Source organism: Kitasatospora sp. NPDC058406, assembly GCF_042722765.1.
GTDB lineage: Bacteria > Actinomycetota > Actinomycetes > Streptomycetales > Streptomycetaceae > Kitasatospora.
Window position 1 is genome coordinate 1 of sequence record NZ_JBHXKE010000123.1, and the last position, 20,719, is coordinate 20,719.

Consider the following 20,719-nt stretch of genomic DNA (forward strand, 5'->3'; position numbering starts at 1 on the left):
AGCCCCAGCGCCACCACCTGCTCCGGACCGGCACCCCGCGCCACGAACAACCGCGCCAGCCGGTTCACCCGCGCATCCAGCTCCGCGTACGTCCACGAGGACGCACCGAACACCAGCGCCACCTCGTCCGGCACCGACACCGCACGCTCCGCCAGCAGATCCGCCACCGAAGCCGACGGCAACTCACGACCCGTCGCCGCCCACTCCCCCAGCAACCCCCGCTCACCCGACGTCAGCACGTCCAGCGCGCCGATGCGGCGGTGCGGGTCGGCCGCGACCTGCTCCAGGACGGCGAGCAGGCGCTCGACCAGTCCCTCGGCGGTGGCCCGCTCGTAGAGGTCGGTGGCGTACTCGAAGGCGATGTCGATCTCCTCGGTCGAGGAGGTCTCCTCGAAGTTGAAGTCGAGTTCGAACTTCGCGGCGCCCAGCTCGAACGGCAGGATGCGGCTCTCCAGGCCGAGCAGCCGGCCGCCCTGGCCGTCGTTGTGCTGGTAGCCGAGCATCACCTGGAAGAGCGGGTGACGGCCGGGCACCCGCGGCGGGTTGACCGCCTCGACCAGCCGGTCGAAGGGCAGGTCCTGGTGGGCGAAGGCGGCCAGGTCGGTGTCCCGGGTGCGGCCCAGCAGGTCCGCGAAGGTCGGGTCGCCGGAAAGGTCGTTGCGCAGGACCAGGGTGTTGACGAAGAACCCGACCAGGGCGTCGAGCCCGGCGTCGGAGCGGCCCGCGACCGGGGCGCCGAGCGGGATGTCGGTGCCGGCGCCGAGACGGTGCAGCAGGGTCGCCACGGCGGCCTGGAGCACCATGAAGGTGGTGGTGCCGGTCGCCCGGGCGGCCTCCCGGAGCCCGCGGTAGACGGCGGGCGGCACCTGGGCGTACACGGTGTCGCCGCGGTAGCCGGCCACCGGCACGCGCGGGTGGTCGGTCGGCAGCGGCAGTTCCTCGGGCAGCCCGGCGAGCGCCTCACGCCAGTAGGCGACCTGGCGGCTGTGCTGGCTCTGCGGGTCGTCGGCGGCGCCGAGCAGCTCCTGCTGCCAGAGGGTGTAGTCGGCGTACTGGACCGGCAGCGGCGACCAGGCCGGGGAGGTCCCGGCGACGTGCGCCGTGTACGCGGCCGTCAGGTCGTCGATGAAGGGGAGCATCGACCACTCGTCGCCCGCGATGTGGTGGAAGAGCAGGACCACGGCGTGGTCACCGGGGGCGATCTCCAGCAGGGTGACGCGCAGCGGCGCCTCCGCCGAGAGGTCGAAGCCGTGGCGGACGGCGGCCTCGACGTCGGCGGCCAGGATCTGCTCGCCGGAGCGCACGACGTGGACGGCGTCCGCGAGGGCGGGGGCGTCCAGGACGTGCTGGTAGACGGAGCCGTCGCGCTCGGTGAAGACGGTGCGCAGGCTCTCGTGGCGCTCGGTCACCGAGCGGACGGCGGCGCGCAGGGCGTCGGTGTCGAGGGCGCCGGTGACCCGGACGACCAGCGGCACGTTGTAGGTCGCGCCGGAGCCGTCGAGGTTCTGCAGGAACCACATCCGGCGCTGGGCGTGCGAGAGCGGCAGGTCCTGCGGCCGCTCGCGGCGGCCGAGGGCCGGGCGCTGCTCGCCGTCGCCGCCGGCCCGGTGGGCCAGACCCGCCGGGGTGGGCGCCTCGAAGAGGTCGCGGACCGTCAGCCGGCCGCCCAGCAGGGTGCGGATCCGGGTGACCAGGCGGGTGGCGAGCAGCGAGTGGCCGCCGAGGTCGAAGAAGTGGTCCTCGGGACCGACCTCGTTGAGGCCGAGCACCTCGCCGAAGGCGCCGCAGAGGATCTCCTCGCGGGCGTCGCGGGGGGCGCGGCCGGCGGAGGTGGTGTCGGGGACGGGCAGGGCGTTGCGGTCGAGCTTGCCGTTGACGGTCAGCGGCAGCGCGTCGAGGACGACGAACGCCGAGGGGACCATGTACTCGGGCAGGCGCTGGGCGAGGCCGTTGCGCACCTCGGCGACGTCGACGCCGGCGCCGGCCGGCACGAGGTAGGCGGCGAGGCGCTTGACGCCGGGGGTGTCCTCACGGACCACCACGGCCGCCTGGGCGACGTCCTCGTGGGCCGCGAGGGCGTCCTCGATCTCACCGGGCTCGACCCGGTAGCCGCGGATCTTCACCTGGTCGTCCGCCCGGCCCAGGAAGTCCAGCAGGCCGTCGGCCCGCCAGCGCACCACGTCACCGGTGCGGTACATCCGCCCGCCCGGCTCGCCGAACGGGTCCGCGACGAACCGCTCCGCCGTCAGACCGGGGCGCTTCAGGTAGCCGCGGGCCAGGCCCACGCCGGAGACGTACAGCTCGCCGGGGACGCCGACCGGGACGGGCCGCAGGTGGGTGTCCAGGACGTGCGCGACGGTGTTCCAGATCGGCCGGCCCACCGTGGCGGTCGCGGAGTCGAGCGTGCCGCCGCCCAGGGTGTTGATGGTGTACTCGGTCGGACCGTACAGGTTGTAGCCGAGGACGCCGGGGGTGTCGCGCAGCTTCGACCAGAGGGTCTCGGCCACCGCCTCGCCGCCCAGCAGGACCAGCACCGGGCGGTGCCGGCCCTCGTCCAGCAGGCCGCACTCCACCAGGGCCTGGGCGTAGGAGGGGGTGACGTTGATGACGTCGACGGCCTGCTCGGCGCAGTAGTCGGCCAGGCGCTGGGTGTCGCGGCGCAGGGCCTCGTCCAGGACGTGCACCTCGTGGCCCTCGACCAGCCAGAGCAGTTCCTCCCACGACATGTCGAAGGAGAACGACACCGTGTGGGCGATCCGCAGGCGCCGGCCGCCGGCCGAGGCCACCACCGGGTCGAAGATCTCCTGCCGGTGGTTCAACTGCATGTTGGTCAGACCCCGGTACGGCGTCACGACACCCTTCGGACGCCCGGTGGAACCCGAGGTGAAGATCACGTACGCGGCCGCGTCCGGGTCGTAGGGCGCCCGGTGCGGCTCGGCGGAGAGGCCGGCCAGCTCGGCGCGGACGTCCTCGGCGTCGAGCAGCACGGTGTTGTCGTGGGCCGGCATCAGGGCGGCGGCGGTGGAGTCGGTGATCAGGCAGGCCGGGGCGGTGTCCTCGACCATGAAGGCCAGCCGGTCCACCGGGTAGTCCAGCTCCAGCGGCAGGTACGCCGCACCGCTGCGCAGCACCGCGAACAGCGACGCCACCATCTCCAGCGAACGCGGCAGCCCCAGCGCCACCACCTGCTCCGGACCGGCACCCCGCGCCACGAACAACCGCGCCAGCCGGTTCACCCGCGCATCCAGCTCCGCGTACGTCCATGAGGACGCACCGAACACCAGCGCCACCTCGTCCGGCACCGACACCGCACGCTCCGCCAGCAGATCCGCCACCGAAGCCGACGGCAACTCACGACCCGTCGCCGCCCACTCCCCCAACAGCCCCCGCTCACCCGACGTCAGCACGTCCAGCGCGCGGACCGGGCGGTCCGGGTGGTCGACGATCTGGTGGAGCAGGGCGACCAGGCGTTCGGCGTGCGCCTCGACGGTGGCGCGCTCGAAGACGTCCGGGCGGAACTTCCACTCGAAGGAGAGGGCCTCTCCCGGGTTGGTGATGAAGATCAGCGGGAAGTGCGTGGCGTCGACGTCGACGACGTCCTGCACGCCGAGGCTCTCCCGGATGCGGTCCCGGACGCCCTGGTCGGCGGGCGTGTTGCGGAGCACCTGGAGGGTGTCGAAGAGCCGGCCGAAGCCGGTGCCGCGCTGGATCTCGCCGAGCCCGATCTGGTGGTGCGCCAGCAGGGTGGTCTGCTCCGCCTGGAGGCGGGCGAGGAAGCCGGCGACGCTCTCGGCGCCGTCCAGCCGGGCCCGGACCGGCACCGTGTTGAGGAACATGCCGATGGTGGCGTCGATGCCGGCCAGTTCGGCCGGGCGACCGGAGACGGTCGCGCCGAACACCACGTCCTCGCGGGCGGTCAGGCCGGACAGCAGCAGGCCCCAGGCGCCGGAGAGCACGGTGTTGAGGGTCAGGCCGCGCTCGCGGGCGAAGGCCGCGATCCGGGCGGTCAGCTCGGCGGATATCCCCGCGGTGACCTCCTGCGGGAGCAGCGCGGCCCGCTCGCGGGCCTGCGGCGCCAGCAGCGTGGGCTCGGCGAGGTCCGCCAGGGCCTCGCGCCAGGCCGTCCGGCCCTGCTCGGCGTCCTGGGCGGCCAGCCAGCGCAGGAAGTCCCGGTAGGGCAGGCCGAGCTCGGGGGCGCTCTCGCCCGCGCAGCCGATCAGCAGTTCCTGGAGGAACAGGCCGGCCGACCAGCCGTCCCAGAGCAGGGCGTGGTTGGTGATCAGGATGCGCTGGCCGCCGCCCGGGGCGAGCACCGACACCAGGCGCAGCAGCGGCGGGGCCGCCAGGTCGAACCGGGTGGCGGCCTCGCGCTCGGTCAGCCGGCCGAGCTCGGCCTCGAACTCGGCCGGGGTCAGGGCGGAGAGGTCGGTCTCGGTGAGCGGCACGTCGACGACGCGCGGCACGAACTGCACCGGGCGTCCGGGCGCGTCCTGCAGGAAGCCGGCCCGCAGGTTGGGGTGGCGCTCCAGCACGGCGGCGACCGCGGACCGCAGCACCTCCAGCGGCACCCGGCGGGTCAGCGTGACGAGGTCGCGGGAGGTGTAGACGTCCAGGGCCTGGTCGTCGTAGCCGGCCTCGAAGAGCAGGCCCTCCTGGAGCGGGGAGACCGGCCAGATCTCCTCGATCTCCAGCTTGGGCGCGACGGCGCGGACGGCGGCGAGCTCGGCCTCGGTGGAGGCCGGCAGCTCGGGCAGCGCGGGGGCCTCGGCGGCGGCGCCGCGCGCGTCGGCCAGGGCGGCCAGCGCGGCGGGGGTGCGGCCCTCGAAGACGTCGCGGGGGCTGAGCGAGAGGCCCTCGGCGCGGGCGGCGCCGATCAGGCGGATCGAGGAGATGGAGTCGCCGCCGAGGCGGAAGAAGTCGTCCTCGGCGCCGGTCGCGGGCAGGCCCAGGACCTCGGCGTACAGCTCGCAGAGGAGTTGCTCGGTCTCGGTCTCGGCGGCCCGGCCGGCGGACCCGCCGGTGTAGTCGAGGGCGTCGTCGGGCAGGGCCTTGCGGTCGAGCTTGCCGTTGACGGTCAGCGGCAGCGCGTCCAGGACGGCGAACGCCGAGGGGACCATGTACTCGGGCAGGCGGGCCGAGACGGCCTCGTGCAGGGCGGTGGTGTCCAGGCTCGCGCCCGCGGCGGGCACCACGTAGGCGACCACGCGGTCGACGGCGCCGGAGCGCACCAGCACCGCGCTGTGGGCGACGCCGGGCTGCTCGGCGAGCACGGCCTCGATCTCGCCGAGCTCGATCCGGTAGCCGCGGATCTTGATCTGGTCGTCCACCCGGCCCAGGTAGTCGAGGGTGCCGTCGGGGCGGCGGCGCACCAGGTCGCCGGTGCGGTACATCCGGGTGCCGGGCGCACCGTACGGGTCGGCGAGGAAGCGCTCGGCGGTCGGGCCGGGGCGGTCCAGGTAGCCGCGGGCCAGCTGGACGCCGGCCAGGTACAGCTCGCCGGGGGAACCGGCCGGGACGTGCCGCAGCAGCGCGTCCAGCACGTAGGCGCGACCGCCGGCCAGCGGGCGCCCGACGCTCGGGGTATCGCTGTCGGCGAGGTCGGCGAGGAGCGCGTCGACGGTGAACTCGGTGGGGCCGTAGTAGTTGAGGGCGCGCAGGCCGGGGGTGGCGCGCAGCCGGCTCCACAGCGGCTGCGGCAGGGCCTCGCCGCCGAGCAGGAGCACGGAGGGGCGGTGGCCGCCGTCGAGCAGGCCGCAGTCCAGCAGCTGCTGGGCGTGGGTGGGCGTCAGGTCGAGGACGTCGATCCGCTGCTCGCGGGCGTAGCCGACCACGGTCTCCGCGTCGCGGCGCTCGGCGTCGCCGAGGACGTGCAGCTCGTGGCCGCCGAGCAGCCAGAGCAGCTGGTCCCAGGAGGAGTCGAAGGAGAAGGAGGCGACGCTCAGGGCGCGCAGCCGCCGGCCGTCGGCGGCCTCGGCGAAGGCGCCGGTCAGGTGGTCGTGGGCGAGGTTGGCGAGCGCGGCGTGCGGGACGACGACGCCCTTGGGGCGGCCGGTGGAGCCGGAGGTGTGGATGACGTACGCGGCCTGGGCGGGGTCGACGGGCCCGCCGCGCTCGGCGTCGCCGAGCGGGCCGCCGGGCAGCGCGGCCAGGGCGTCGGCGACGGCCGGGTCGTCCAGCAGCAGGGTGACGGTACCGGGTGCCACGGGCAGCCGGCCGGCCACCTCGCGGGTGGTCAGGACCACGGCCGGACGCACGTCGTCGAGGAGCACGGCGAGGCGCTCGTCCGGGTGGTCCAGGTCGAGCGGCAGGTAGGCGCCGCCGGCCCGGAGCACGGCCAGGATGGCGACGACGGAGTCGGCGGAGCGCGGCAGGGCGAGCGCGGCGACCCGCTCGGCGCCGAGGCCGCGGCCGATCAGCAGCCGGGCCAGCCGGTCGGCCCGCTCGGACAGTTCGGCGAAGGTCAGGGTGGCGGTGCCGCCCGACAGGGCCGGGCCCACCAGGGCCACGGTGTCGGGGGTGCGCCCGGCGAGGGCGGTGAGCAGCTCGGTGACCGGGGCGGCGTCCGCGTCGGCCGGACGGCCGGCCACGGTGGCGTCCAGGGCGGCGTGCTCGGCGTCGTCCAGCAGGTCGAGCCGGGCGAGCGGGAGGTCGGGGTCGTCGGCGAAGGCGGTCAGCAGCGCGAGGAAGCGGTCGGTGAGCCGCTCGGCCCGGGCCTGCTCGAACAGGTCGGGCCGGTACTCCAGCTCGACGCGCAGCTCGGCGCCGGGCAGCACGGTGACGCCGAGCGGGTAGTGCGTGGCGTCGCGGGCCCCGAGGGCGGTGATGGCGAGACCGTCCGTACCGCCCAGGTTCTCGCGCAGCGCGTCACCGCCGCCCTGGTAGTTCTCCACCACGAGCAGGGTGTCGAAGAGGTCGCCCTCGACCGCGCTGCGGCGCTGGATCGCGCCCAGGCCCAGGTGCTGGTGGGCCAGCAGCTCGGCCTGCTCGCGCTGCACCGCGGCGGCGGCGCCGGCCAGGGTCGCGCCGGGGTCGAGCCGGACGCGCACCGGCACGGTGTTGATGAACAGGCCGACCATCGACTCGGCGCCCGGCAGGTCGTCGGGGCGGCCGGAGACGGTGGTGCCGAACACGACGTCGGTGGTCCCGGTGAGGGAGCCGACCAGGACGCCCCACAGGGTGTGGGCGACGTTGCCGAGGGTCAGGCCGCGCCCGCGGGCCGCGGCGGCGATCCGCCCCGACAGCTCGGCGTCGGCGTAGCGGGTGACCAGGCCCGGCTCCACGGCGGTGGCCGCGACGGCGCCGGGCGCCACCGGGTGGGCCTGCTCGAAACCGGCCAGCGCCGCGCTCCAGGCGGCCTCGGCGGCGGCGGTGTCCCGGGTGGCCAGCAGCGCCAGGTGGTCCTTGTAGGGGCGGACGGCCGGCAGCACCGAGAGGTCACCGGCCGAGCCGTACAGGGCGAGCAGCTCGCGGAAGACGATCGGCATGGACCAGCCGTCGAGCAGCAGGTGGTGGCAGGTCAGCACGAGCCGGGAGCGGCCGTCGCCCAGGCGCAGCAGGGCGAGGCGCAGCAGCGGCGGCGTGTCCAGGTCGAAGCGGCGGTGCCAGTCCTCGTCCATGGCCGCGAGGACGGCCGTCTCCTGGGCCCCGCCGTCGAGCGCGGTCAGGTCGACCTCGCGCAGCGGGGTGTCCACGGTGCGCTGGACGAACTGGACCACGGCCTCCGGGTCCTCGTACCAGAAGCCGGCCCGCAGGTTGGCGTGGCGGGTGAGCAGGGCGTCCAGGGCGGCGGCCAGGCGGGGCGTGGCGAGCGGGCCCGCGAGGTCCAGGTGGGACTGGACGACGTAGACGTCACGGGCCTGGTCGTCGTACAGGGAGTGGAAGAGCAGGCCCTCCTGGAGCGAGGACAGCGGGTAGACGTCCTCCAGGTCCGATTCGGCCGCGCCCTCGGCCTGGGGGTCGTCGATCGGTGCGGTGGAGTCGTTCATCACGGTCTTCTCGGTCCTGGTGGTGGGGAGGTGGTGGTCGGTCGGGTCGGGGAGGGGCGTCCGGGGCGGATCCGGCCGGAGCCCGGGCCGCGGGGGCCCGGGCTCCGGGGGCGGGGCGGCGCTCATCGGCGGCGCCGCCCGCGCAGTCGGGACTCCAGCCGGTCGATCTGCGCCTGCTTCAGCGAGACCAGGCTGAGGTCGGACGGGGTGACCCCGCCTGCCTCGCCGCCCGCGGTGTGCCGGGCGAGCGCGTCGAGGGCGGCGAACCAGGCGTCGGCGAGCGCCGCGACCTCGGCCTCCGTCAGCAGGGCCTGCGGCCAGCTCCACTCGACGGCCAGCTCGGGTCGGCCGTCGGCGCCGGCGCGGACGACCGCGTCGATCTCCACCGGGTAGCCGGCGGCCATCAGCGGGTCGGGGCCCGCCCCGGCGGCGACGGCGTCCCGCTCGGGCTGCGGGGCGAGCGGCCAGCCGCCGAGCGGTCCGCCGGCGGCGTCGGCGCGCCCCCGGTAGTTGAACAGCACCTGCGAGCGGGGGACGCCGGCGGTGCCCAGCAGCGCCGCGGTCTGCGGGTTGAGGTGGCGCAGCAGGCCGAAGCCGAGGCCCTTGTCGGGCGCGGCCCGCAGCTGCTCCTTGACCTGCTTGAGCACCTGGCCGGCGGCCGGGCCTCCGGTGAGCGCGGCGGCGGGGTCGATCCCGTCGAGGTCCAGCCGGACGGGGTGGACGGTGGTGAACCAGCCGACGGTGCCCGCGAGGTCGGGGGTCAGCCCGTCGTGGCCGCCGCGGCCGTGCCCCTCCAGGTCGACCTGGAGGGCCGGTGCGGTGCCCGGGCGGGCGGTGGCCGCGCCGAGCACCAGACCGGCGAGCAGGACGTCGTCCACGCCGGCGCCGAACGCCTTGGGCACCTCGGTGAGCAGCGGGGCGGTGCGGTCGGCGGGCAGCGTGCGGTGCAGGGTGCGGACCGTGGCGACGGTGTCGCGCCCGGGGTCGGCGGCGAGGTGGGCCAGCGGTCCGGCGGGCCCGGCCAGCGAGGTGCGCCAGTGGGCGGCCTCGGCGACCCGGACGCGCTCCTGGGCGTGCGTCAGCAGGTGCTCGGCCCAGGCGCGCAGCCCGTACGCCTCGGGTTCGAGGGCGGGGCGACCGCCCCCGGCGAGGGCCTGGTAGGCGGTGGCCAGGTTGGGCAGCAGGGTCCGCCAGGAGACGCCGTCCACCGCGAGGTGGTGGACGGTCAGCAGCAGGCGGCCGTCCCGGTCGTCGCCGGCGTCGAACCAGGCGGCGCGCAGCACCCGGCCGGCGGCGGGGTCGAGCGCGGCGGCGCTCGCGTCGGCCTCCCGGGTCAGCAGCGCGGCGAGGTCGCCGTCGCGGGCGTCGATCCGGCGCAGGGTGTCCGGCTCGGTGGTGGCGGGGGCCTGGCCGGCGGGCAGGATCTCCTGGGTCCACAGGCCGTCGGTCCGGTCGAGGCGCAGCCGCAGCGCCGGGTGGTTGGCGGCCAGCGCGGCCAGGGCCGCGCGCAGCGGCTCCTCCCGCAGGCCCGCCGGGACGCTGACCAGCACCGACTGGTTGAAGCGGTCGACGGGGCCGCCTCGCTCGCGCAGCCAGTGCACGACCGGCAGGGCGGGCAGTTCGCCGTCGACGGGGACGGCGGCCGGGGCGGCCGGGGCCCGGCCGGCGGGGCGGGCGACGGCCAGGCCCTTGGCCTCGGCCAGCGCGGCCGGGGTCGGGTACTGGAAGACGTCCTTGGCCGCGAGGTCGTAGCCGGCCTTGCGGGCACGGCTGATCAGCTGGATCGAGACGATGCTGTCCCCGCCGAGGGCGAAGAAGTTCTCGTCCTCGCCGACCTCGGCCAGGCCGAGCACCTCGGCGAAGACCCGGGCCAGGGCGGCGGCCGCGGACGGCCCGGACGCCGCCGGGGCGGCCTGCTCGGTCCGCCGGCCGGGGGCCGGCAGGGCCTTGCGGTCGAGCTTGCCGTTGACGCTCAGCGGCAGCGCGTCCAGCACGGTGACCACCACCGGCACCATGTGCTCGGGCAGCACGGCGGCGACGGCCGCCCGGACGGCGTCCCCGCCCACGCTCGCCCCGGCCTGCGGGACGACGTAGCCGAGCAGCTGACGGGCCCCGCCCTCGGTGAGGGCGCGGGCGGTGACGGCGGCCTGGCCGACACCGGGCACGGCGGCGAGCGCGGACTCGATCTCGCCGAGTTCGATCCGGAAGCCGCGGACCTTGACCTGGTCGTCGGTGCGGCCGAGGTACTCGACCTCGCCGTCGATGCGGCGGCGCACCAGGTCGCCGGTGCGGTACATCCGGGTGCCGGGCGCACCGTGCGGGTCGGCGACGAAGCGGCCGGCGGTCAGGCCGGGGCGGCCGAGGTAGCCGCGGGCCAGCTGGACGCCGGCCAGGTACAGCTCGCCGGGCACGCCCACCGGGACCGGCCGCAGCCGGGCGTCGAGGACGTGCAGGCGGGTGTTCCAGACCGGGCGGCCGATCGGGACGACGCCCGAGCCGGCCCACGCCCGGTGGTAGGTGACGTCGACGGCGGCCTCGGTGGGCCCGTACAGGTTGTGCAGCTCGATCTGCGGCCACAGGGCGAGGAAGCGGTCCACCGCGGCGGCGGGCAGGGCCTCGCCGGAGCAGAAGACCCGCGTCACCCCCGCGAAGCCCTCGCGGACGGCGGCGTCCTGCTCGGCGGCGCCGGTGAAGGCGGAGAGCATCGACGGCACGAAGTGGCAGGCGGTGACCGACTCGCGGGCGGTCAGGGCGGCCAGGTACTCCGGCTCGCGGTGGCCGCCGGGGCGGGCCAGCACCACGCGGGCGCCGCTGACCAGGGGCAGGAAGAACTCCCAGACCGACACGTCGAAGCTGGCCGGGGTCTTCTGGAGGACGCGGTCGGCCGCGCTGATGCCGTAGACCTCGCGCATCCAGTCGAGCCGGTTGACGATCGCCCGGTGGGTGACGACGACGCCCTTCGGCCGGCCGGTGGAGCCGGAGGTGAAGATGACGTACGCGGCGTGGTCGGCGTCCGGGGCGGTGGGCGTCACGGTCCGCTGCGCCCGGGCGTCGACGGTGAGCACCGGCACGCCCGGCACCGCGGGCAGGCCGCCCTCCAGGCCGGCGACGGTGAGCACGCACACCGGGGCGGCGTCCTCGACCATGGCGGTGAGGCGGTCGACCGGGTACTCGGTGTCCAGCGGCAGGTAGGCGGCGCCGGCCTTGAGGACGGCGAGCAGGGCGACCATGAGCTCGGCGGAGCGGGGCACGGCGACGGCGACGATCCGGTCGGGGCCGGCGCCGGCGGCGGTCAGCGCCCCGGCGAGCAGGCCGGCCCGCTCGTCCAGCTGCCGGTAGGTCAGCACGGCGCCCTCGAAGACGACCGCGACGGCGTCCGGGGTGGCGGCGGCGCGCTCGGCGATCCGGTCCACCAGGGTCCCCTCGCGCACCGGGATGGCGGTGGCGTTCCACTCCCCCGCGAGGCCGCGGAGCTCCTGGGCGGCGGTCGGCTCGATCCGGCCGACCGGCCGCTCGGGGGCGGCGAGGGCCTGCTCCATGACCCGCATCAGCCGGGCCCCGAACAGCCGCGCGGTGGCGCGGTCGAAGAGGTCGTCGGCGTGGATGACGGTCAGGTCGGTGCGGCTGCCGTCGGCGGCCTCCACGAAGGTGAAGGCGAGGTCGAAACGGGCCGCGTGGACGGGGTCGGGCAGCAGGGCGGTGGTGGCGCCGAGCAGGCGGTCCAGGCCGTCGGCCTCCCGGCGGTGCTGGACCATCACCTGGAACAGCGGGTGGCGGGCGAGCGAGCGCTCGGGGTTGACGATCTCCACCAGGCGGTCGAACGGCAGGTCCTGGTGGGCGAGCGCGCCGAGCACGGTCTCCCGGGAGCGGGCGACCAGCTCGTCGAAGCTCGGGTCGCCGGAGAGGTCGTGGCGCAGCACCAGGGTGTTGACGAAGAAGCCGACCACGGACTCCAGCACCTCGTCCGTGCGGCCCGCGACCGGAGTGCCGAGCGCGACGTCGGCGGTGCCGGCGAGCTTGCCGAGCAGCAGGGCCGCGGCGGCCTGGGTGACCATGAACGGGGTCGCCCCGGTGCGCTGCGCGTAGCCGCGCAGGGCGGCGTGCAGCTCGTCGGGCAGGCGCAGCCGCACGGCGCCGCCGCGTCCGCCGGCCTCGGCCGGGCGGGCCCGGTCGGTCGGCAGCGTCAGCTCGGCGGGCAGCGCCGCCAGGCGCTCGCTCCAGTAGCGGGTCTGGTCGGCTCCCGGACCCTCGGCCCCGGCGAGCAGCTCGGCCTGCCAGAGCGCGTGGTCGGCGTACTGGAGCGGCAGCGGCGCGAACGCCGGGGCGGCGCCGGACCGGCGGGCGGCGTAGGCGAGGTCGAGGTCGCGCAGCAGCACGCCCTCGGACCACTCGTCACCGGCGATGTGGTGCAGCGCGATGCTGAGCACGTGCCGCTCGGGGCCGGCGGTCACCAGGGTCGCCCGGACGGGGATCTCGGTGGCCAGGTCGAAGGCGTACGCGCCGGCCGCGGCGACCTCGGTGTCCAGGCGGTGCCCGGAGGCCTCCGCCACGGTGAACGGGACGCCGGCGGTGCCGGGGTCGAGGATCCGCTGGAAGGGCCGGCCGTCGTGGTCGGGGAAGACCGTGCGGAGCGCCTCGTGGCGGGCCAGCACGTCGCCGAACGCGGCGCGCAGCGCGTCCGCGTCGAGCGGGCCGTCGATCCGCAGCGCGCACGGGATGGTGTACGCGGTGCTCGGGCCCTGGAGGCGGTAGAGGAACCAGAGCCGGGCCTGGGCGGCGGACAGCGGGATCCGCTCGGGACGCGGGCGGGCCGCGGGGGCGGTGCGGCCGGTCGCCGCGCCGTCGAGCCGCGCGGCGAGGCCGACGGGGGTGCGGCTCTCGAACAGGTCGCGGACGGCGACCTCGGTGCCGAGCGCGGCCCGCAGCCGGCCGATCACCCGGGTGGCGAGCAGCGAGTGGCCGCCGAGGGCGAAGAAGTCGTCGTCGATGCCGACCGCGGGCAGGCCGAGCACCTCGGCGTAGACGCCGCAGATCACGGCCTCCCGCTCGGTGCGCGGGGCCCGCCCGGCCGGGGCGGCGAAGGCGTCGGCGCCGGGCTCGGGGAGGGCCTGCCGGTCGAGCTTGCCGTTGACGTTCAGCGGCAGCGCGGGCAGCGGGACGATCGCGGCCGGGACCATGTACTCGGGCAGCGCCTCGGCGAGCGCGGTGCGCAGCGCGGCGGGGTCGGCGGCGGCCCCGGGGGCCGCGACGACGTAGCCGACGAGCCGCTTGACGCCGCCTCCGCCGGCGCGGGCCAGGACGGCGGCCCGGGCGATGCCGGGCTGGGCGGCGAGGGCCGCCTCGACCTCGCCGGGCTCGACGCGGAAGCCGCGGATCTTCACCTGGTCGTCGTCGCGGCCCAGGAAGTCCAGGCTGCCGTCGGGGCGGTGGCGCACGACGTCCCCGGTGCGGTACATCCGGCCGCCGGGGGCCCCGTACGGGTCGGCGACGAAGCGGCTCGCGGTGAGCGCGGGCCGGTTGCCGTAGCCGCGGGCCAGGCCGGGGCCGGCGATGTACAGCTCGCCGGCGACGCCGGCCGGGACGGGCCGGAGCCGGGCGTCCAGCACGTACACCCGGGTGTTGCCGATCGGGCGGCCGACGAACGGGGTGGGGCTGCCGTCGAGTGCGGCACCGAGCGTGTCGACGGTGTACTCGGTGGGGCCGTAGAAGTTGTGGCCGAGCACGCCCTCGGTCGCGCGGATGCGGGTCCACAGGGCGTCGCCGACGGCCTCGCCGCCGACCAGGAAGAGCAGCGGGCGGTGCCGCTCGGAGTCCAGCAGGCCCCACTCGACGAGCTGCTGACCGAACGACGGGGTGACGTCGAGGGTGTCGATGCGGTCGGCGAGCAGGCGCTGGACCAGGGCCTGCGGGTCGCGGCGCAGGTCCTCGCCGTAGACGTGCAGCTCGTGCCCCTGGACGAGCCAGAGCAGCTGCTCCCAGGAGGAGTCGAAGGAGAACGACGCGGTGTGCGCGGCGCGCAGGCGGCGCCCGCCGGCCAGGTCGACGGCCCGGGCGAAGACGGTGTTGCCGTGGTGCTCCAGCATGTTGGCGAGGCCGCGGTGCGGGACCTGGACGCCCTTGGGGCGGCCGGTGGAGCCGGAGGTGTGGATGACGTACGCCAGGTCGTCGGCGTGCGGGCGGGTCGGTTCGGCGCTCAGCGTGCCGAGTTCGGCGAGGGTGACGACGCCCTTGCCGTGGGCGGCCAGCACCGGGTGGCGGCCGGCGACCTCGGGCGTGCTCAGGGTGAGCAGCGGGTCGGCGTCCTCCAGCATCAGCGCGATCCGCTCGTCCGGGTGGTCGAGGTCGATCGGCAGGTAGGCGGCGCCGGAGGCGAGGACGCCGAGCAGGGCGGCGACCAGGTCGGCCGAGCGGGGCAGCGCCAGCGCCACGACCCGGCCGGGGCCGGCGCCGAGCGCGGCGAGGTGGCGGGCCGTGCGGTCGACGCGGGCGGCGAGTTCGGCGTAGTCGAGCCGCTGGTCGCCGAAGACGACGGCGGTCTCCTCGGGCACGGCGGCGGCGCGGGCCGCGAAGGCGTCGACGACGGTGCCGGCGGGGACGGCGCGCGCGGTGGCGTTCCACTCCTCCAGCACGGTGCGGCGTTCGGCCGGCGAGAGGATCTCCAGCGCGCCGACGGTGGTGTCGGGCGCGGTGGCGATGGTGGCGAGCACCCGCAGCAGGCGCTCGCCGACGGCGGCGGCCTGCTCGGCGGTGAACACGTCGGGGCGGTACTCGACGGTCAGCTGCGGGGCCTCGCCGGGGAGGGTGAGCACGGTGAGCGGGTAGTGGGTGGCGCCCCGGTTGCCGATACCGGCGACCCGCAGGCCGCGGGCGGTGAGGTGGTCGGGGTCGACCGGGTAGTTCTCGAAGACCAGCAGGGTGTCGAAGAGGGTGCCGTGGCCGGCCAGCGCCTGGATGTCGGCGAGGCCGAGGTACTGGTGGTCGAGCAGGCCGGACTGCTGCGCCTGGAGGCGGAGCAGCATCTCCCCGACCGTCTCGTCCTCGTCCGGCCGGAAGCGCACCGGAACGGTGTTGCTGAACAGGCCGACCATCGACTCGACGCCGGGCAGGTCGCCGGGGCGGCCGGAGACGGTGGCGCCGAACACCACGTCGGTGCGGCCGGTGAGGCGGCCGAGGAGGACCGCCCAGGCGCCCTGGACCAGGGTGTTGAGGGTCAGTCCGTGCTCGCGGGCGGTCGTGGTGAGGGCGGCGGACAGCTCGGCGGGGATCGGCAGGCCGATCTCCCGGCCCGCGGCGGAGCCGTCGGCGGCGGCCGGGCCGGCGGCGGGGGTGCCGAGGCTGTCGGCCAGCAGGGTCGGCGCGGCGAGGCCCGCCAGGGCCTGCCGCCAGGCGGCGGTGTCGGCGCCGGTGTCGCGGGCGGCCAGCCAGCCGAGGTGGTCGGCGAACGGGGCGGCCGCGGGCAGCGCGGCGGTGTCGCCGCCGGCGCCGTACGCGGTGACGAGCTCGCGCAGCAGGACGGGCGTGGACCAGCCGTCCATGACGATGTGGTGGCGGGTCAGGACCAGCCGGTGGTGGTCGGTGCCGAGGGCGACGAGGGCGCAGCGCACCAGCGGCGGCCGGGCCAGGTCGAAGCGGCGGGAGGCCTCGGCGTCCTCGATGCGGGCGGTCTCGGCGTCCTGCCGGTCGGCGGGCAGCGCGCTCAGGTCGTGCTCGGTCCAGGGCACCCGGACCCGGCCGGCGACCAGCTGGAGCGGCTCCGGAAGGCCCTCGCCGAGGAAGCCGGCGCGCAGGGCGGTGTGCCGGTTGACGACCTCGTCGACGGCCCGGACCAGAGCGGCGCGGTCCAGCGGGCCGCGCAGGTCGAGCGAGGTGAGCGAGGTGTAGAGGTCGTCGGCGCCCTGCCCGTCCTGGAGGAGGGTGTGGAAGAGCAGGCCCTCCTGGAGCGGGGAGAGCGGCAGGACGTCCTCGGTGCCGGGGTGCTCCGCGGCCAGGCGGTCCAGGACGGCCTGGGTGACCGGGGCGAGCGGCACGTCGGAGGGGGTGAGGCCGCCGGCGTCGGGGCGGGCGGCGTAGCGGGTGAGCGCGTCGAGGTGGGCGAACCAGCTCTCGGCCGTCTCGCGGACGGCGTCCTCGCCGAACACGCCGTGCGGCCAGGTGAGCTGGACGGTCAGCTCGGGGCCGTCGGGCCCGTCGTGGACGAAGGCGCCGATCTCCAGCGCGTGGGCGCAGGGCAGGCCGGGGTCGGCGGAGGCGGTGACGGCGTCCCCGGTCTGCGGGGCGACCGTCCACTCCTCACCGGTGGCGGCGAAGCGGCCCAGGTAGTTGAAGAGCAGCTGGGGCTCGGCGACGTCCGCGAGGGCGGCGGCGGACGGCGGGTCGAGCCGGCGCAGCAGGCCGTAGCCGGCGCCCGCGTCGGGCAGGGCGCGGAGCTGCTCCTTGACGAGCGCGAGGGCGCGGCCGGCGGCGGGCCCGCCCGCGAGCGCGGCCTCGGGGTCGACGCCGGAGAGGTCGAACCGGACGGGGAACTCGCTGGTGAGCCAGCCGACCGTGCGGGTGGTGTCGGCGCCGGGGACGAGGTGGTCCTCGCGGCCGTGGCCCTCCAGGCGCAGCAGCAGGTCGGGGCGGGCGTCGGCGCCGAGGCGGGCGCGGCGGCGGGCGAGCAGCGCGAGGGTCAGGCCGGTGAGGAGGACGTGGTCGACGCCGGCCCGGTGGGTGGCGGGGACGGCGCCGAGCAGCGGCGCGGTGCGCTCGGCGGGCAGGGTCAGCCGCAGTCGCCCGGTGGTGGCGGCGGTGTCGCGGGCCGGGTCGAGCGGGCGGTCGCCCAGCAGCGGTCCGCTGCCGTCGGCCAGGACGGCCTGCCACAGGGGCAGTGCGGCGCGGACCCGGTCGCCGGCGGCGGCCTCGGCGAGGCCGGTGGTCCAGGCGCGCAGCGGGGTGGTGACGGGCTCCGGGGTCCGGCCCTCGTAGGCGGCGCGCAGGTCGGGCAGCAGGATGCGCCAGGAGACGCCGTCGACGGCGAGGTGGTGGACGGCGAGGACGAGCAGGCCCGGGGTGTCGGCCCCGGCGTCGAGGTGGACGGCCTGGAGGACGACGCCCTGCTCGGGATCGAGGCGGTCGGCGGCGGCCTCCCGCTCGGCCGCGGCGGCGGCGGTCAGCTCCCCGGCGGTCACCTCGACGTGCCGGAGCCGGTCGGCGGCGGGCGCGCTGCCGGCGGGCCGGACCTCCTGGGTCCAGCCGCCGTCAGTGGCGACGTGCAGGCGCAGGCGCAGGGCGTCGTGGTGGTCGGTCAGGGTGTCCAGGGCGGCGGCCAGCCGCTGCCGGTCGAGGCCGGCCGGGACGGTGACGACGGTGTGCTGGCCGAAGCGGGCGATCGGGCCGCCGCGCTCGCGCAGCCACTCGCTGATCGGGGTGGTCGGCAGCGGGCCGGTCGCGGCGACGGCGGCGGCGGACGGGCCGGTGGCGGTGCCGGTGGCCTCGGCGACGGCGGCGATGCGGGCGACGGTGCGCCGCTCGAACACCACGCGCGGGGTGATCCGGAAGCCGGCGCGGCGGGCGCGGCTGCCCAGCTGGATGGCGGAGATGCTGTCGCCGCCGAGGGAGAAGAAGTTGTCGTCGACGCCGACCTGGTCGCCGGTCAGTCCGAGGACCTCGGCGACGAGCGAGGCGAGGACGCGCTCGGCGTCGGTGCGCGGGGCGCCGCCGCCCTCGCCGCCGCCGGTGGCGGGCGCGGGCAGGGCCTTGCGGTCGAGCTTGCCGTTGAGGCTCAGCGGCAGGGTGTCGAGGCCGACCAGGACGGCCGGGACCATGTGCTCGGGCAGGGTGCGGGCGAGTTCGGAGCGCAGCGCCTCGGCGTCGGCGGGCGCGGGCACCAGGTAGCCGACGAGCCGGCGGGCGCCGCCCGGGGTCAGCTCACGGGCGGTCACCGCGGCCTGGACGACGCCGGGGAGCGCCTCCAGGGCGGCCTCGATCTCGCCGAGCTCGATCCGGAAGCCGCGGACCTTGACCTGGTCGTCGGTGCGGCCGAGGTACTCGACGGTGCCGTCGGGCGCCCAGCGCACGAGGTCGCCGGTGCGGTACATGCGCTCGCCCGGGCCGCCGTGCGGGTCGGCGACGAAGCGGCCGGCGGTGAGGCCGGGGCGGCCGAGGTAGCCGCGGGCCAGCTGGACGCCGGCCAGGTACAGCTCGCCGGGCACGCCCACCGGCGCGGGTCGCAGCTCGGCGTCCAGCACGTAGAGGCGGGTGTTCCAGACCGGGCGGCCGATCGGGACGACGCCCGCGGCGGGCGCGGTGTGGTGGTGGGTGACGTCGACGGCGGCCTCGGTGGGGCCGTAGAGGTTGTGCAGCGGCACCGCGGGGAGGGTCGCGTACCAGCGGTCGACGACGTCGCCGGGCAGGGCCTCTCCGGAGCAGAAGGCGCGGCGCAGTCCGGCGCAGCGCTCGGCGACCGAGGTCTCCTCCAGGAAGGCGCGCAGCATGGAGGGGACGAAGTGCAGGGTGGTGACGCGCTCCTCGGCGATCAGCGCGGCGAGGTAGGCGGGGTCCTTGTGGCCCTCGGGGCGGGCGAGGACGACGGTGGCGCCCTCGCACAGCGCCCAGAAGAACTCCCAGACGGACACGTCGAAGCTGGCCGGGGTCTTCTGCAGGACGCGGTCGTCGGCGCCGAGGCGGTAGGCGTGCTGCATCCAGGCGAGCCGGTTGACGATGGCGCGGTGGGTGACCACGACGCCCTTGGGGCGGCCGGTCGAGCCGGAGGTGTAGATCAGGTACGCGGCGTGGTCGGGGCCGGGCTCGGGGAGCGCGGGGTGCCCGGCGGCGTCGGCGTCGGCGAGCTCGTCGACCAGCAGGGCGGCGGCGCGGGCGGCCTCGGGGAGCCGCTCCAGCAGTGCGCGGACGGTGACGACGCGCACCGGCGCGGCGTCCTCGACCATGTGGGCCAGCCGGTCGGCCGGGTAGTCGGCGTCCAGCGGCAGGTAGGCGGCGCCGGCCTTGAGGACGCCGAGCAGGGCGACCATCAACTCGGCGGAGCGGGGCACGGCGACGCCGACCACCCGGTCCGGGCCGGCCCCGGCGGCGCGCAGCGCGCGGGCGAGGGCGGTGGCGCGGGCGTCGAGCTCGGCGTAGGTCAGGGTGCGGCCCTCGGCGACCACGGCGGTGGCGTCGGGGGTGGCGGCGGCGCGCTCGGCGATCCGGCTGACCAGGGTGCCCTCGCGGACCTCGCGGGCGGTGGCGTTCCAGCCGTGCAGGACGGCCTCGCGCTCGGCGTCGGCGAGCAGCGGCAGCTCGGCCAGCGGCTGCTCGGGCGAGGTGGCGAGGCGGGTCAGCAGGGCGGCGAACCGGTCGGCGTGGCGGGCGAGTTCGCCCTCGCCGTAGAGCACCGGGTTGGCGTCGAACTCCAGGACCAGGCGGTCGTCCGGGGTCTTGTGGACGGAGAGCGCGAAGTCCTCGACCGGCCCGGAGGCCAGGTTGACGGTGGTACCGGGGCTGCCCGCGAAGTCGAGGTCGAGGTCGAAGGGCTTGATGTTGAGCATCGGCCCGTGCAGGCGCCCGTCGGTGCCGACCAGGCCGAGGTCGCGGCGGATGTCCTCACCGCGGTGGAGCTGGTGGCGGCGCACGGCCTTGAGCTCCTCGGCGGAGCGGCGCAGCAGCGCGGCGAAGGTGTCCGTGCCCGCGACGGGCAGCCGCACGGGGAGGATGTTGACGGCCATGCCGGGCACCCGCAGCGTGCCGGGGGCGGTGCGGGCCATGAAGTGCATGCCGAGGACGGCGTCGGCCGCGCCGGTCATCCGGTGCAGGTAGGCGGCGAAGGCGGCGTTGGCGGCCTCGGCCCAGGTGGTGCGGGACGCACGGGCCGCGGCGAGCACGGTCGCGGACTGCTCGGCGGGCAGCTCGATGCGGTGGCGCAGGGCGGTGGGGGCGGCCGCGGCGGTGGGTTCGGTGAGGCCGACGACGGCCGGCCGGTCGGCGAAGCGCTCGCGCCAGTAGGCGCGGTCGGCCTCGGGCCGGTCGGAGGCGAGGTAGTCGCGCTCGGCGTCGGCCAGCAGGTCTGCGGGCCGGAACGGGCTCTCGGGGACGTCGGCGCCGGTGGCGAGCGCCGTGTAGACCTCGGCGACGCGGCGGCTGAACAGGGCGACGCTGTAGCCGTCGACGACCAGGTGGTGGAACCACTGGAACCAGAGGTGGTCGGCCGGGCCGACGCGTACCAGCAGCGCACCGGTGAGCGGGCCCGCGTCGGGCCCCTCCAGCACGGTGGGGACGGCCAGTTGGTCGTGGACGAGGGCCGCGGCGGCGGCGACCGGGTCGGTGGCGCCGCTGGTGTCGAGGCGGTGCAGGGCCCACGACCCGGCGTCGAACGCGCCGGGGAGCCGGACGGTGCGGCCGTCCTGCTCGGCGAGGCGGATGTGCAGGCCGTCGGCCTCGGTGAGGGTGCGGCGCAGGGCGGCTTCCAGCAGCTGCTCGTCGAGCTCTCCGGCGATGCGCACGTACTGGCCGACGTTGTACGCCGGGTTGTCCGGGTCGATCCGTTGGGCCGCGAGGATGCCCGCCTGGGCGGCTGTCAGCTCCCGCGGAGATTCCTGGTCGGCGTGCGTGGTCGTCGTGCCAGCCTCTGGCATGGGGGTCGGCCCTTCCCGGTTCGCCGCCCCGCCGATCCTGCCAGCCCGGGGCGCTCGTGCGCTTGGTGCGATGTGGTGGTGTCCGTCCGGGTGGCCGCGCGGGGCGGCGGCCACCCGGACGTGGTG

The 20,719-nt window shown here is 76.6% G+C and carries 2 protein-coding genes; both read right to left on the minus strand.

Features of this window, described 5'->3' with window-relative positions; translation table 11 throughout:
- Positions 1–7,985, minus strand: a 7,985-nt coding sequence (locus ACFWOG_RS23410) for an amino acid adenylation domain-containing protein (protein WP_380360745.1), incomplete at its 3' end; no start/stop codon positions are given.
- A gap of 122 nt (positions 7,986–8,107) precedes the next feature.
- Positions 8,108–20,593: an amino acid adenylation domain-containing protein gene (locus tag ACFWOG_RS23415; protein WP_380360747.1), complete on the minus strand. Its 12,486-nt coding sequence runs from the start codon at positions 20,591–20,593 to the stop codon at positions 8,108–8,110.
- Positions 20,594–20,719 lie beyond the last annotated feature (126 nt).